Consider the following 14249-nt stretch of genomic DNA (forward strand, 5'->3'; position numbering starts at 1 on the left):
AACAAGCGCGAAGAACTCGCCGCGTTCCTCGAAGACCTCGAGCGGCAGGCCACCAAGTTCGAGGAGATGCGCGATCGCTCCCTCGCCCGCGAACGTGCGAAGGCCGAGTCGCGCGCGTCCTGACGTGACCGATGTGAGCGGAACTTCGTAGCCTGCTCCGAAGTTCCGCTCACATAGGGTGTGGTGTGAACGAATTCTGGGACCGCATTTCCGCGGTGAGTCCTGATCCACCGGTGTGGATCGTCCAAGTCGCTGCCCTGGCTGCACTCGTCATCGTCGTTTTGCCGCAGACGTGGCGGATCGCACGCAACGTCGTGACCATCGCGCACGAGGGCGCGCATCTGTTCGTCGCGCTGATCACCGGCCGACAGCTGATGGGGCTGCGACTGCACTCCGATACCTCCGGCGTCGCCATCTCCAAGGGCAAGCCCACCGGCCTCGGCGTCATCGCGATGACGTTCGCCGGCTACGTCGGGCCGTCGCTTCTCGGCCTCGGTGCCGCTCTGGTGCTGGGCACACAGCGAGCGTCGGCGGTGTTGTGGATCGGCATCATCTCGATTGCGTTGATGCTGTTGATGATTCGCAACATCTACGGACTGCTGTCCCTCGTCACCGTTGGTGGACTGTTGTTCGTGGTGTCCTGGTGGGGCACCGGAGAGCAACAGGTCGCCGCGGCGTACTTCATCACGTTCTTCCTGCTGATCGCCGGTCCGCGCCCCGTTCTCGAACTGCAGAAATCCCGCAGCGCAGGACGGGCTCGGGACTCCGACGCCGATCAACTGGCCCGGCTGACCTTCCTTCCCGGCATCGTCTGGGTCGGCCTGTTCCTGCTCGTGACCGTCGGCGCATTGGCGTTGGGGGCGTGGAGAATTCTCGTTCCGGTGCAGTGACGGAGGGCGGCCTGGGCGCCTCGACTGTCCGGTCATGGATTTTCCGTCAACATCCCGACCAGTCGCGCTACGCGGTCTGCGCGGGTCTGCTCTCGCGCAGCGTTGTCGATGGGCATCAACAACTGACGACGCTCGCTCGGCCGCTTCCGCTCCCACGCGGATGTGCAGTGCGCCGTCTCCATTGCCTCCGCGACATCCTGCGGGACAGGTACCAGATCGGGGTCGGCCGGTTCGAATTCACACGACACCAGATCACCGGGGTGGACGCCCAATCGGCGCTGAAGGCCTGCACCGATGTAGACGAACGACCCGGGCATCACATTCGAATCTGCTTTGTTGAGACCGAGATTGAGACTCAGCCCGTCGATCGAACCGTCGATCCGGCGAGTCGGCCACCGCTCCGCTGCCTCGACCAATCGAGTCGGAACACGGATGATCGTGTACGTGTTCTTGCCCCACGTCATCGGCTCGAGCACTCCGTCGAATCGAATGCTGTCACTCACGATTGCCTCGCACCGTCGATACACCGCTGAAGGAAATGTCGCCTGAGACTGCAGCATATCGAGTGATCTCCGCGGAAAGGAGACCCGTATCGAACCCCCCTCGCCGATCGAGACCCATTAGGTTCGAGTCGTGAACCTCACCGCGGTATGGACCGCGTACATGACGACGCTTCGTGAACGTGCGCCCATCACTGCTGCGTCGATTCGGCCGCCGCGAACCGCGGGCGAGCGAGAGTCTGCGGAACGTGCGACAACGCCGTGGACCGAGGAACTGCGCGAGTTCTACGGACTGCACGACGGGCAGCACGTTCCGGAGGGTGAGGACTGCGGCCGAATCGGTTCGGTGCTACCGGACTCGACCCTGTTGTCGCTCGACGAGGTTCTCGCCCGGCACACGTTCAGCCTCGAAAACCCGCATTCGATCGACGATCTGGGCGATGACTGGCCGGACGTCGTCCGCGCTCAGGAGGCAGGTGAGACGGCCGAAATGTTTCTCCCCTCCTATGTCCCGTTCGCCGAGGATGGTGCCGGTGGCACAACCTACGTCGACACACGTCCCGGTACGCGTCGAGGGTGTATCCGCAACTTCTCGCATGATTCCGCTGACCAGGGTGCGCCGTGGTTCGACTCCCTGACCGAATACATCGCAGCGGTCCACCGCAGCATCGAGACCGGATCGGCGATCTACGACGATCTGACTCCCACGTTCGCGGACGGTGTGCTCGAGTGGCGTGACCCCGAGTTTTCCGACGGATCGATGGCTCATGCGGCGACGCTCCCCGTCATCCGAATACCTTTCGCACTCATCGACTTTCGTCCGTCGCAACTGTCGGATGACGACGACCTGATCGATCTCGACCATGTCCGTCGTACCGTCATCGAGACCGCTCGGAGGCTGCATCCGCAGGCCGTGGTCGAGGACGCCCGAGCGGTGTATCGGCAGGTGCCGCGTCTGCGCGGTGCGAACATGAATTGGTGGGTGGGGATCGACGGTGCGGAGCTCATCTTCACCGCGATCGTCACCGGAGAGGACCACGACGTCATCGTCCTGGAGCTTCCACCCGGGGGATGCGTGTTCGAAGCCGACGAGTGAGACGAGCGCTGTACTGGTGCCGACGAACGAAGGGGTACGCATGGCCGTCATGGACGACGCACCGAGAGTGCATGCCGAGACACGAGCCCAGTGGCGGACATGGCTGATCGCACATCACGACAGAGCGAAATCGGTGTGGCTGGTGTCGTGGAAGAAGGCCACCGGGAGACCGGCGATCAGCTACGACGACGCAGTGTCGGAAGCACTCGCCGTGGGGTGGGTCGACAGCCGACCGCGCAAGCTCGACGACGAGCGCACCATGTTGTATTTCTCGCCCCGGAAACCCGCGAGTGCATGGTCCCGTCCGAACAAGATCCGCATCGAGGCCCTTCGTGAAGCGGGCCTGATGCTTCCGGCGGGGGAGCGCGCCGTCGAGGCCGCCGTCGCCAATGGAGCATGGACCGTACTCGACGAGGTCGAGGAGCTGATCGTTCCCGACGACCTTGCGGCTGCATTCGCCGAGTACGTTGATGCGGAGGACAATTGGAACCAGTTTCCGCCGTCCGCGCGTCGAGGGATTCTGGAGTGGATCGTGACCGCCAAGCGGCCCGAGACCCGAGCCGCTCGTGTGCACGAGACTGCACGGCTCGCATCGATCGGCGAGCGCGCAGCTAGATGGCAACCCAAGCGCGACGGACGATAACAGCCAGGGTCGCCGACTGTCACGAGCGAAGCGATCCTCGAAAGAGTATGTCCAGCAATTGGCGTCGTGCCTCGGTCGGTGAGTAGGGCAAGACGGACCTGGTCGCTACAGGTGAGACGCCGCGCGCCGCTGAAGAGCACTCCAGTAATGCCATCGAGCGTGCTTTCCCCGCGGGTGCTCCCACCCCGAACAACACTGTGTTCGACCTCGTCGACGACACCGGCCAGATCGTCGGGTACCTCTGGATCGGTCGCGACAACTCGGACGACGCCAGCTCGTGGTGGGTGTGGGATGTCGTCGTCGAGCCGGATATGAAACCACAAGTGTGAAGATGCGCAAGCAGCTCTGACCCCCCTCGGTTCTTGGCCTGTCGGGATGGCCGTGACCTGGTGGAAGGTCGCGCCGATGCCCGAGCTTGTCCTACCGACGTTCGACGACATACATCCGATACAGAGCGGCCGTGCTGGTTGTGGCCGAAGCCGCTAGAACACCACCCACAGCAGCGACGCGAGGGCGAATATCGCCAGTCCCAGTGTCGTTTCCATGACGGTCCAGGTTTTCAGTGTCGTCTTCTCGTCCATGCCGAAGAAGCGGCTGACGAGCCAGAAGCCGGAGTCGTTGACGTGGGAGAGCACGGTGGCTCCGGCGGCCAGTGCGAACACCAACAGCGCGATCTTGAAATTGCTCAGATCGAGCTCGGCGACCTGGACCGAGATCAGCCCGGCGGTGGTGGTCAGGGCCACGGTGGCCGAGCCCTGCGCGACGCGAAGGGCGGTGGCGATCAGGAAGGCTTGCAGCAGGATCGGCAGTCCGAGGCCGGACAGCGAGGAAGTGAGCGACTGCCCGATGCCGCTGGCCCGCAGCACTCCACCGAACATGCCGCCGGCGCCGGTGATCAGGATGATCGAACAGATGGGTCCGAGGGCCTGATCCATGTACTTGGCACCGTCGGCGACGGGGAAGCGTCCCGGCGCGAGAATGAACAGAGCCAGCAGCAAGGTGATGAGCAGCGCGATGGGCGTCTGACCGATGAGTGTCAGCGCTGCTGCCCAGGTCTCGTCTCCGGTCAGCACTCCCGAGGTGGTCAGAGTGTTGACCACGGTGTTGAGGGAGATCAGTACGAGCGGCGTCAACAGAATGAACAGCACCGCACCGAACTTCGGCGCAGGGTCGCGGAGGCCGGCCATCTCTTTGTCGTGTTCTTCGGAGTTGGCTGCGCCGTCGGCGAAGAGGTCGGCGGGCAAGGTGTGGAACCGCTTACCGAGCTGAGTGCCTACGAGGTACGAGCCGACGAACCAGGAGACGACGGCGACGGGGACGCCGACCAGCAGTACCGATCCGATATCGCCGCCGAGAAGTTCGGTGGCGGCGACAGGTCCGGGGTGCGGGGGAACGATCGCGTGCATCGCGGCGAATGCGCCTGCCGTCGGGAGGGCGTACAGCAGCACCGATCCACCGAATCGCTTGGCGACGGTGAAGATGATCGGCAGGAAGACGACGAGGCCGGCGTCGAAGAAGATGGGAAAGCCGAAGATGAGTGCGGCCACACCGAGGGCGAGCGGTGCACGCTTGGCACCGAATCGGTTGATCAGGGTATCGGCCAATACCTGTGCACCACCGGTGATTTCGAGCAGTCTGCCGACCATCACGCCCAACGCGACGAGTAGGGCGACCGATCCGAGTGTGGAACTGAAGCCCGAGAGCAGGGCCGACGGCACGTCTGCCAGTGGGATTCCCGCCGCGACGGCGGTGACCGCGCTGACCAGGACCAGGGAGACGAAGGCATGCAGCTTCACCTTCATGATGAGGAACAACAGAATTGCAACGGCTGCGGCGGCGATCAGCAGCAGTGCTGTCGTTCCGTATGCCGGTTCGATCGGATCCATCGGTGTACCTCGTTCGCTCGGCTCGAATTTTGACCATAACGGACAGACGGGACGTCGCGCGGGGTTACGAGCGCTGGTTGTGAGTCGGCTTCGGGCGAGTGGAGTACCGTTCGGGTATGAGTGATGGGGATCACGTATTGGGCGGGGACGGCTCCGAAGAACCGACGAAGGAGCAGCTGCGCGAGCAAGCGCAGCGGTACGCCGCGGCAGCGCGACTGAAGATGAAGGAGCGTCGGGCGAAGGCGTCCGGTGGTCTCGGAGCCGTTGTCGCCGAACGCGCAGGTGGCTGGGACCTCGACGATCAGAACACCGTGGCGATGGACCGGCAGCAGCGGCTGTGGAACGGTGTGATGGACCGCTACTTCCGAATGGAGATAGACGGGTGGGAGACCATCCCCGAGTCGCCGGTGCTGGTCGTGGGCGTGCACTCGGGTGCGCCGTTCGTGTGGGACGCGTGGACCGTCGGTGCGCAATGGTGGCGACACTTCGGCGAGAAGCGGATTCTGCACGGTACCGCGCACGACGCACTCATGGCGTTCCCGTTGATCGGCAAGGTCTTTCGATCCATGGGTGTGCTGCCCGCGGCACCGGACTCGATGTCGACGGCACTGGCCGAGGGGCGGGACGTCATCGTGTGGCCGGGCGGTGAGGTCGATTCGTTGCGGCCCTGGAGCAAGCGAGACGAGGCCACTCTCGGCGGTCGAACCGGCTTCATCAAGCTCGCCATTCGGATGGGCGTTCCCATCGTGCCGGTGGCGACGGTGGGTGGCGCCGACGCGATGCCGGTACTCATTCGTGGTGACAAGCTGTCGAAAGCGTTGAAGCTGGACAAGATTGCACGGTTGAAGGTGTTCCCGATCGCGATCTCGCTTCCGTGGATCATCGCGCCCGCCGCGCTGCCACAGATTCCCTTGCCCGCCAAGATTCGTACTCGATTCATGCCGCCCGTCGAACTGGATCACGATCCGGCTCGGTGCGAGGACGAGGCGTACGTCGACGCGAAATACGACGAGGTGCGCGCGAGCATCCAGTCCGGGATGGACGCCCTCGCCAGTAAGCGAAAGTTCCCCGTCTTCGGCTGATTGTTCGCCGCCTCGGCAACGCGGACCGAAGCTGACCGCGATCGTTTCTAACGTCTCCGTCGTAGGAATTCACCGCTACGACGAGGGGCGTCACAGATGATCGAAACATCGGGATTGACCAAGACTTTCCGGCAAGGCAAGAAGACCGTGAATGCGGTACGCGGCATCGACCTGGCGATCGGTGAGGGAGAGTTGGTGGCTCTGCTCGGTCCGAACGGGGCAGGCAAGTCGACCACTCTGCGGATGCTGACCACCCTGCTGACACCGACGTCGGGCTCGGCCCGCATCGCCGGGTTCGACGTGGGCAAGGACCGGGATCGAGTCCGGCGGAGCCTGGGCTACGTGGGGCAGGGAAACGGTGCGGGACACAATCAACGCGTCCGTGACGAGCTCGTCGTGCAGGGCCGGTGCTACGGCATGACGCGTCAGCGATCACGCAGTCGTGCAGACGAATTGATCGAGGCACTCGAGCTCGGCGAGCTCGCTGCCCGTACGGTCTCGACTCTCTCGGGTGGGCAGCGTCGACGGCTCGACATCGCACTGGGTCTGGTGCACCGTCCGCCCCTGTTGTTTCTCGACGAGCCGACCACCGGAATGGATCCGCAGAGCCGAGCGAACCTGTGGGACCACATTCTCCGGCTCAGGCGAGAGATGGGCACCACCATCGTGCTCACCACCCACTATCTCGACGAGGCCGATTCCATGGCCGAGCGGGTGATCGTCGTCGATCGCGGCACCGTCATCGCCGATGACACCGCCAGCGCACTCAAGTCGGAACTGGCAGGCGATCTCATCGTCCTCACCGTGTCCGACGCCGCGGCGTTGGTCCCGCTGCTCGACGGTGTGGGCGGAATCAAGGACGTGACGGTGGCGGGGTCGAGGTTGAACATCAGGGTCGAGCGGGCCGAGGTGGTTCTCCCGGATCTACTGCGGCTCAGCGAGTCTCATGGAATCACGGTGCACACGGCGGACATGACGAGGCCGACCCTCGACGATGTGTTCCTCGGCCTCACCGGCCGCAGTCTTCGTGAGAGCGCCGCGGCGGGCACGTCTTCCCTCGAAACCGCGGGAGAACTCCGATGAACGTACTCGCGGGAAGCGCCTTGGTGATGGGCCGCGAACTGCGGCCGATGGTCCGCGATCCGTTCACCGTCATCTTCAGTCTCATCCAACCGCTCATTCTCCTCGCACTGTTCGGCCCACTGCTCACCGATGTTCCCGGTCTGGGAGACGGAAGTGTGTGGGACTGGTTCGTTCCCGGCGTGCTCGCCATGATCACCATCTTCGGAACGTCCATGACGGGTTCGAATCTGTTGGCCGAGTTGCAGCAGGGTTCGCACGAACGAATGTTGGTGACCCCGTTGCCGCGATCGGCGCTGCTCGTCGGGCGCGCGTTCAAGGAAATGGTGCCGCTGGCCGCACAGGCCGTGCTGATCGTTCTGGTGGCATTGCCGCTCGGGCTGTCCGTGAATCCGATCGGTGCTGCCGTCGGGATCGTGCTGCTCGGTGTGTTCGGCGTCGGGCTCGGCGCACTGTCCTACTCATTGGCTTTGGCTGTGCGCGGGCAGGATTGGGTGTTCTGGTCCATCCAGCAGACATTGATGTTCCCGCTGCTCATCCTCTCCGGCACGATGCTGCCGCTGACGGCCGCCCCGGGGTGGATGCAGTTCCTGGTGAACATCAACCCCCTCGGATATCTCGTCGATGCCGAGCGTGCACTGTTCGCCGGCGACTTCGCGAGTTCGACGGTGATGGCAGGTGTCGTCGCAGCCGCGGCCACTGCGGCGGTCGGACTTGCCGTCGGGATCCGGGCAATGGGTTCCTCGCGGGTGTGAGGCCGGCTCGAACCGTTCGCGGTGCTCACAGCGCTGCACAACCGAGCCCACAGGCGCAGACTGGCGGTCGTCCGGGCAGGGTTCACGAGGAGTGCAACGCCGATGAACAGTCGATCGACTTTGGGATGTGCGGTAATTCTCCTCGCTGTCGCGGGGTGTTCGTCCACTGGAGAGAACCCGTCCACTACAGCTGAGCCGTCGGCCGCAGAATCGGTGGAATCCGTGGAGTCGGTCGAGGCGGATTCGGGTGGGTCGGATTTCTGCACGCTGTACGCCACACAGGTGGCGCAGGGTCTGGCCAATCTGCGGGAAGCCGAGGCCGGTGGTGTCGAAGTAGCCGAATCCATTGCCGACGATCTCGCTGCGAAGGCCCCGGTGACCCAGTCGGAGCTGCAAGCCGTCGCTCCACCGGAGCCATTGGCGTGGCTACGAGCCATGGAAGAGGCCGACGCCAAGGGTGCGGCAGGCGACTTCAGCGCGATGGATGGGGTGTTCGAGAACCTCACCCTGCTCACCGACTGGTCGATCGCGAACTGTGGCCCCGAGTACGCGCCGATCTTCACCGAATACAAGGCGATCATCGGGTAGGCGATACGAATGAGGGCTCGGCCCCGACGGCGCAGCTCGAACCATTAGGCTCGGCTCATGGATCGGCCTGCGGTAATTCTCGAAAACGATGTGACCGTGTACGACTTCTATCTGCGTCATCAGCAGAATCGTCAGGTCGCGAGGCTGGCGTATGCCGCCCTCGCCCGACGCTTCCGCCCGCGGGTGTCGTACCCCGACGGTGCTCGTGAGGAGCTGCGTCGTCTTGTCTACGACAACACGCGTCTGCTCATCGCGGTCAATCATCTGACCGAGAACGATCCGTACACGCTCGCAGCGGCGGCATGGGCGTCGCCGCTGCGTCCGGTCATCGGCCGCACGCGGGTATTGGCCAAGGACGAGCTCTTCCAGGAACCGAAGCAGCGCAGGCGAATCGACATGATGGGTGGCATCCCCGTCTTCCGCGGCAAGAATCACGGCATGCGAGCCGTCAGCGCAGCAGGCAGCCGCATGATGGACGTCAGTGCCGAGCGAATGAAGCGGGGCGACGACCTCGCAGTGTTCCCCGAGGGCACCTGCAATCTCGAAGACCCGACGACGGTGCAGCACGTCGGCAGCGGGATCGGCCACATCGCGATGCGGGCGCGCAAGCTCGGGGTCGAACCGGTGCTGGTCTGCATCGGTCTGAGCTACGGCCCCGGTACGCCCAAGGTGAAGCAGGCGAGCGTCTACATCGACACGCCCATCACCGAACTGCCCGAGAAGCCGATCGACATCACCCGAGTGGTGGCAGAGGGAATGCAGAAGGCGCTCGACGGAGCGGTGGCTGCGTACTGACTGCGCCGCCGGGGTTGGTAGAAACAGATGACAGGTAATTCGATTCGGCGTTGTGTCAGGAGATATTCGTGAGCGATCAGATCAAGACGGCCATTGTCACCGGTAGTGCGCGTGGAATCGGCGCTGCGGTAGCGAAGCGGCTGGCCAAGGACGGTTTCGGAGTTGCCGTGGTGGACCTCGACGAGGCCGCGTGCAGCGATACCGTCGGTGCGATTCAGGCCGCGGGTGGGCAGGCAGTGGCCATCGGTGCCAACGTCGCCGACGAGGAATCCGTCCAGACCGCGGTCGATCGCATCGCCGGCGAGTTCGGTGCGCCGACCGTACTGATCAACAACGCAGGCATCACCCGCGACAACCTACTGTTCAAGATGACCGTGCAGGACTGGGATTCCGTTCTCGGCGTACACCTGCGCGGATCGTTTTTGATGACCCGCGCGGTCCAGAAGCACATGATCGACGCCAAGTGGGGTCGCATCGTCAACCTGTCGAGCACGTCCGCCCTCGGCAACCGTGGCCAGGCCAACTACTCCGCCGCCAAGGCCGGAATGCAGGGCTTCACCAAGACCCTCGCCATCGAACTCGGCAAGTTCGGTGTCACCGCCAACGCCATCGCCCCCGGGTTCATCGAGACGGAGATGACGGCGGCCACCGCAGAACGTGTCGGCATGCCGTTCGAGGACTTCAAAGCTGCTGCGGCGTCGCAGATTCCGGTCAATCGCGTCGGACACCCCGACGACATCGCGCACCTGGCGTCGTTCTTCGTCAGCGAGGGTGCAGGCTTCATCTCGGGTCAGGTCGTCTACGCCGCTGGTGGGCCGAAGGACTGACCTCTCCTGAACGCGTGAATGGACCATTCACAGGCCCAGACGGGTGTCAATGGTCCATTCACGCCGAACGGATACGGACTACGGCGTCGGCATTCCGCCGTTGACGTTCAGTGTGTCGCCGGTGACGTAACCCGATTCGGCGGACGACAGATAGACGTACGCTCCGGCGATCTCGGCGGGCTGCCCGGCGCGTCCGAGCGGTGTTTCCTTGCCGAATTCCGGCAGTGCCGAGGTCGGCTGACCGCCGGCTGCCTGCAGCGGTGTCCAGAACGGTCCCGGCGCAACCACATTGACGCGAATTCCCTTGGGTGCCAACTGCTGGGCGAGGGCCTTGCTGATGGTATTGATGGCCATCTTCGTGGTCGCGTAATCCACCAGTCCGGGTGACGGTGTGTATGCCTGGATCGAGCTGGTGTTCACGATGGTGGAGCCGGCGGGCATGTGCGGCACCGCTTCCTGGATGATCCAGAACAGTGCGTAGACGTTGGTTTTGAACGTCTGATCGAATTGCTCGGACGTCAGGTCGGCCAGGTCTTCGACGAACTGCTGTTTACCGGCAACGTTGATCAGCAGGTCGAGGCCACCGAGTTCGTCGACAGCAGTGCGCACGATACCGCGCGCGGCCTGCTCGTCGGTGATATCTGCCGGTGCCAGGACTGCGGTGCGTCCGGCGTCGCGTACCAGCTGAGCAACTTCCTGAGCGTCTTTTTCTTCCGACGGCAGGTAGTTGAGCACCACGTCGGCACCCTCGCGGGCGATGGCAATGGCTGCTGCGCGACCGATTCCGGAGTCTGCACCGGTGACGAGCGCTTTGCGGCCGGTCAGTCGACCGGAACCGCGATAGCTGTTCTCGCCGTGGTCGGCAAGGGGCTGAAGATCTGCGGCCAGACCGGGCGGATCCTGGTGCTGCTCCGGGAAGCCGTCCTGACGGTACTGCGTGACGGGGTTGGTGAAGGTGTACTGATCGCTCACTGTGGAATCGTCTCCGAATACGGTGAAATGCGTGAAGAACCTTTGCTTGATTCCGTGTATTTCACGCATGCCCCGAAGCGGTCGGCCACAAACTGTGACCGACCGGACCGGCCTGACGGAAACTCAGGGCAGTATCGAGTCGACGTAGCCGCCGTCGACGCGTAGAGCGCCACCGGTGGTCGCAGAGGCTTGCTCGGAGCTCAGATAGACGATCATGTTGCCGATCTCCTTCGGCTCGATCAGCCGGCCGATCAACGATTGCGGACGGTTCTCCTTCATGAACTTGGCCTGAGCTTCGTCCCAGGGCAGTTCGTCGCCGACGAGCTCGGCCACGAATTTCTCGACGCCCTCGGTGTGGGTAGGTCCGACAATCACGGAATTGACCGTGACGCCAGTTCCTGCAGCGGCTTTCGCGAACCCGCGGGTCACCGCGAGCAGGGCTGTCTTCGTCATTCCGTAGTGGATCATCTCTTCGGGAATCACGACTGCGGAATCGCTGCAGATATTCTGGATTCGGCCCCAGCCCGCTTCGGTCATCGCCGGCAGATACGTGCGGATCAGCCGGATTGCCGAGAGCACGTTCACCTCGAAATAGCGTCGCCATTCGTCGTCGTCGATGTCGAGGGCGGCTTTGGCTCCGAAGATTCCGAGATTGTTCACCAGAATATCGACCACCGGGACCGTGGCGAGCAGCGTCTCGACCCCTTCGGCCGTCGCGAGATCGGCTGCCACGACGATCACTCGTGCGCCGGGTACTTCGGTGAGCAGTTGTTCCTCGGCCGAATCCAGCGCGGATGCGCTCCGACCGTTGAGTACGACGCGCGCACCGGCACGGGCCAATTCGGTGGCGATGGCCAATCCGATGCCCTGACTGGAGCCGGAGATCAATGCAGTTCGGCCGTCGAGATCGATGTTCATGAAGCCTCCCAGTGTTGTGGAACGACTCCAGTGTGCGCCTTTCGAAGACGTGAATGGTCCATTCACCGGCCCTGACGGGGGTGAATGGACCATTCACGCAGACTCGGGGGAGACCACTACGAATACGAGTAGAAACCCTTACCGGTTTTGCGGCCCAGCATTCCGGCGTCCACCATGCGCTGCAGCAGTGGCGGCGGAGCGTAGTGCGGTTCGCGGAACTCCGCGTAGAGGGACTCGGCGACCGCGAGGGTGACGTCGAGGCCGACGGTGTCGGTCAGACGCAACGGGCCCATGGGGTGTGCGCAGCCGTTGACCATGCCCTCGTCGATGTCCTCAGCGCTGGCGAAGCCGGACTCGAGCATGCGGATGGCCGAGACCATGTACGGGATGAGCAAGGCGTTGACGATGAATCCGGCGCGATCACCGGCGCGAATCGTCTTCTTGCCCAGTGTGTTCCCGGCGTAATCCGTCACCGCTGCAACGGTCTCTTCGCTGGTGAGAAGGCTGACGACGATCTCGACCAACGGCAGCACCGGCACCGGGTTGAAGAAGTGCACTCCGACGACCTTGTCGGGACGCTTCGTCGCGTTGGCCATCTTGATGACGGGGATCGACGACGTGTTGGTGGCCAGGATTCCGTCGGGCTTGACGATGGAATCGAGCTTTCCGAACAGATCGAGCTTGAGCGATTCGATCTCCGGTGCTGCCTCCACCACGAGATCGCGGTCTGCGAAATCGTCGATGTCGAGCGTCAACGTGATTGCTGCTCGGGCCTTCTCGGCCGCGTCGGCTTCGATGCGGCCGGACTTGACGGCGCGGGCGAACGACTTGTCGAGGCGTGCCTCTGCAGCATCGGCTGTGGCCTGACTGGTTTCGAGGATCAGCACCGAACTGCCGGAGCGAGCGCACATCTCGGCGATGCCTGCTCCCATGGTGCCGCCGCCGATGACGCCTACGAGGTTGATGTCGCTCATTTGAGCAGCGCCCGCGACATGACGACACGCTGGATCTGGTTGGTGCCCTCGTAGATCTGGGTGATCTTGGCGTCGCGCATCATGCGCTCGACCGGGAAGTCGGTGGTGTAGCCGGCACCGCCGAAGAGCTGCACGGCGTCGGTGGTGACCTCCATGGCCACGTCGGAGGCGAAGCATTTCGCGGCCGCGGAGATGAACCCGAGGTTCTTCTCGCCACGCTCGGCGCGGGCTGCGGAGCTGTAGACCATCAGTCGAGCAGCTTCGACCTTCATCGCCATGTCGGCGAGCATGAACTGCACGGCCTGGAAGCTCGAGATCGCGGTGCCGAACTGCTTACGGTCCTTGGTGTATGCGATGGCTGCGTCGAGTGCACCCTGTGCCAGTCCGACGGCCTGCGCGCCGATGGTGGGGCGCGTGTGGTCGAGTGTTTCCAGCGCGGTCTTGAAGCCGGTGCCCGGGTCGCCGATGATGCGATCGCCGGGGATCTTGCAGTTCTCGAAGTAGAGCTCGGCGGTAGGTGAGCCCTTGATGCCGAGCTTCTTCTCCTTGGGGCCGACGACAAATCCCTCGTCGTCCTTGTGCACGATGAACGAGGAGATGCCGTTGGCGCCCTTGTCGGGGTCGGTCACGGCCATGACGGTGTACCACTCGGACTTGCCGCCGTTGGTGATCCAACACTTGGAGCCGTTGAGGATCCAGTCGTCACCATCGGCCTTGGCGCGGGTGCGCATGCTCGCCGCGTCGGATCCTGCTTCGCGCTCGGACAGGGCGTACGACGCCATCGCGCCACCGGCGAGGGACGGCAGAACCTGCTTCTTGAGCTCCTCGGAGCCCTTGAGGATCAGGCCCATCGTGCCGAGCTTGTTGACCGCGGGGATCAGCGAGGACGAGCCGCACACGCGTGCAACCTCTTCGATGACGATGCAGGCAGCGACGGAATCGGCACCCTGGCCGTCGTACTCCTCGGGAACGTGGATGGCGTTGAAGCCCGAGGCATTCAGCGCTTTGAGCGCCTCCTCGGGGAAACGGGAGTCCTCGTCGACCTCTTTGGCGTACGGAGCGATCTCCTTCTCCGAGAGAGCCCGAATGGCCGCGCGCAGTTCGTCGTGCTCTTCGGGCGATTGATACAGATCGAAGTCGGGATTTCCGGCCATGTCGGCCACGCTCCTCGGTGTGTCGGGGGTAGCACTGCCCACAGGGGGCACTCAGTGCCAAGGATTGCCCCAGTGTACGTCCGGATTCG

Annotated in this window: 15 protein-coding genes and 1 pseudogene; 10 read left to right on the forward strand and 6 right to left on the reverse strand. The window is 63.8% G+C overall.

Translation table 11 applies throughout. From position 1 onward, the window contains the following. Nucleotides 1-123, forward strand: a pseudogene (locus tag ABZ677_RS03035) (acyl-ACP desaturase); the annotation flags it as partial. 62 nt (nucleotides 124-185) lie between these two features. After that, on the forward strand, nucleotides 186-890 hold the full coding sequence (locus ABZ677_RS03040) for a M50 family metallopeptidase (protein WP_358366542.1): 705 nt from the start codon (nucleotides 186-188) through the stop codon (nucleotides 888-890). 32 nt (nucleotides 891-922) lie between these two features. On the opposite strand, the gene ABZ677_RS03045 is transcribed toward ABZ677_RS03040, so the two are convergent. Beyond that, nucleotides 923-1393: a YdeI/OmpD-associated family protein gene (locus tag ABZ677_RS03045; RefSeq protein ID WP_179273422.1), complete on the reverse strand. Its 471-nt coding sequence runs from the start codon at nucleotides 1391-1393 to the stop codon at nucleotides 923-925. Between the two features lie 130 nt (nucleotides 1394-1523). Between ABZ677_RS03045 and ABZ677_RS03050 the strand changes: the two genes are divergently transcribed. Beyond that, nucleotides 1524-2486, forward strand: coding sequence for an SMI1/KNR4 family protein (locus ABZ677_RS03050; RefSeq protein WP_358366544.1), 963 nt, complete (start codon nucleotides 1524-1526; stop codon nucleotides 2484-2486). A 40-nt stretch (nucleotides 2487-2526) separates the two neighbouring features. After that, nucleotides 2527-3129 (forward strand): YdeI/OmpD-associated family protein, encoded by a 603-nt coding sequence (locus ABZ677_RS03055; RefSeq protein ID WP_358366546.1) that lies wholly within the window; start codon nucleotides 2527-2529, stop codon nucleotides 3127-3129. A gap of 482 nt (nucleotides 3130-3611) precedes the next feature. On the opposite strand, the gene ABZ677_RS03060 is transcribed toward ABZ677_RS03055, so the two are convergent. Then, entirely contained in the window at nucleotides 3612-5015 is a 1404-nt protein-coding gene (locus tag ABZ677_RS03060; protein WP_037196098.1) for a GntP family permease, read from the reverse strand. Nucleotides 5016-5131: 116 nt separating this feature from the next. Between ABZ677_RS03060 and ABZ677_RS03065 the strand changes: the two genes are divergently transcribed. From ABZ677_RS03065 to ABZ677_RS03090, 6 genes are all read left to right on the forward strand, one after another. Continuing rightward, nucleotides 5132-6097, forward strand: a complete 966-nt coding sequence (locus tag ABZ677_RS03065; RefSeq protein ID WP_094740330.1) for a lysophospholipid acyltransferase family protein — start codon at nucleotides 5132-5134, stop codon at nucleotides 6095-6097. A gap of 96 nt (nucleotides 6098-6193) precedes the next feature. Continuing rightward, a complete protein-coding gene (locus ABZ677_RS03070) occupies nucleotides 6194-7180 on the forward strand; it encodes an ATP-binding cassette domain-containing protein (RefSeq protein WP_358366548.1) in 987 nt (328 codons plus the stop codon). After that, the gene (locus ABZ677_RS03075) at nucleotides 7177-7932 is read left to right on the forward strand and encodes an ABC transporter permease (protein WP_094740245.1); all 756 of its coding nucleotides are present in this window, start codon (nucleotides 7177-7179) and stop codon (nucleotides 7930-7932) included. Before ABZ677_RS03070 ends, ABZ677_RS03075 begins: the two co-directional genes overlap by 4 nt. Nucleotides 7933-8034: 102 nt before the next feature. Then, a complete protein-coding gene (locus tag ABZ677_RS03080) occupies nucleotides 8035-8520 on the forward strand; it encodes a hypothetical protein (protein ID WP_358366550.1) in 486 nt (161 codons plus the stop codon). Between the two features lie 57 nt (nucleotides 8521-8577). Then, nucleotides 8578-9315, forward strand: a complete 738-nt coding sequence (locus ABZ677_RS03085; RefSeq protein ID WP_094635171.1) for a 1-acyl-sn-glycerol-3-phosphate acyltransferase — start codon at nucleotides 8578-8580, stop codon at nucleotides 9313-9315. Between the two features lie 68 nt (nucleotides 9316-9383). Next, a complete protein-coding gene (locus ABZ677_RS03090; protein WP_037196086.1) occupies nucleotides 9384-10142 on the forward strand; it encodes an SDR family oxidoreductase in 759 nt (252 codons plus the stop codon). A 78-nt stretch (nucleotides 10143-10220) separates the two neighbouring features. Here ABZ677_RS03090 and ABZ677_RS03095 read toward each other — a convergent pair whose 3' ends face one another. The 4 genes from ABZ677_RS03095 to ABZ677_RS03110 form a co-directional block, all read right to left on the reverse strand. Next, complete coding sequence (locus tag ABZ677_RS03095; protein WP_094635349.1) at nucleotides 10221-11114, reverse strand: glucose 1-dehydrogenase; 894 nt, start codon at nucleotides 11112-11114, stop codon at nucleotides 10221-10223. A 123-nt stretch (nucleotides 11115-11237) separates the two neighbouring features. Continuing rightward, complete coding sequence (locus ABZ677_RS03100) at nucleotides 11238-12032, reverse strand: SDR family oxidoreductase (protein ID WP_037196083.1); 795 nt, start codon at nucleotides 12030-12032, stop codon at nucleotides 11238-11240. A gap of 116 nt (nucleotides 12033-12148) precedes the next feature. Continuing rightward, nucleotides 12149-12997 (reverse strand): 3-hydroxybutyryl-CoA dehydrogenase, encoded by an 849-nt coding sequence (locus ABZ677_RS03105; protein WP_303396309.1) that lies wholly within the window; start codon nucleotides 12995-12997, stop codon nucleotides 12149-12151. A 5-nt stretch (nucleotides 12998-13002) separates the two neighbouring features. Continuing rightward, nucleotides 13003-14160, reverse strand: coding sequence for an acyl-CoA dehydrogenase (locus ABZ677_RS03110; RefSeq protein WP_037196251.1), 1158 nt, complete (start codon nucleotides 14158-14160; stop codon nucleotides 13003-13005). Between the last annotated feature and the right edge of the window lie 89 nt (nucleotides 14161-14249).

Source organism: Rhodococcus sp. NPDC006774, assembly GCF_040636045.1.
Lineage (GTDB): Bacteria > Actinomycetota > Actinomycetes > Mycobacteriales > Mycobacteriaceae > Rhodococcoides.

Excerpts from the sequence above, each read along its gene's own strand:
- ABZ677_RS03065 (WP_094740330.1), top strand. The coding sequence starts at position 5,132 with ATGAGTGATGGGGATCACGTATTGGGCGGGGACGGCTCCGAAGAACCG.
- ABZ677_RS03060 (WP_037196098.1), bottom strand. The coding sequence starts at position 5,015 with ATGGATCCGATCGAACCGGCATACGGAACGACAGCACTGCTGCTGATC.
- ABZ677_RS03075 (WP_094740245.1), top strand. The coding sequence starts at position 7,177 with ATGAACGTACTCGCGGGAAGCGCCTTGGTGATGGGCCGCGAACTGCGG.
- ABZ677_RS03055 (WP_358366546.1), top strand. The coding sequence starts at position 2,527 with ATGGCCGTCATGGACGACGCACCGAGAGTGCATGCCGAGACACGAGCC.
- ABZ677_RS03100 (WP_037196083.1), bottom strand. The coding sequence starts at position 12,032 with ATGAACATCGATCTCGACGGCCGAACTGCATTGATCTCCGGCTCCAGT.
- ABZ677_RS03080 (WP_358366550.1), top strand. The coding sequence starts at position 8,035 with ATGAACAGTCGATCGACTTTGGGATGTGCGGTAATTCTCCTCGCTGTC.
- ABZ677_RS03070 (WP_358366548.1), top strand. The coding sequence starts at position 6,194 with ATGATCGAAACATCGGGATTGACCAAGACTTTCCGGCAAGGCAAGAAG.
- ABZ677_RS03085 (WP_094635171.1), top strand. The coding sequence starts at position 8,578 with ATGGATCGGCCTGCGGTAATTCTCGAAAACGATGTGACCGTGTACGAC.
- ABZ677_RS03110 (WP_037196251.1), bottom strand. The coding sequence starts at position 14,160 with ATGGCCGGAAATCCCGACTTCGATCTGTATCAATCGCCCGAAGAGCAC.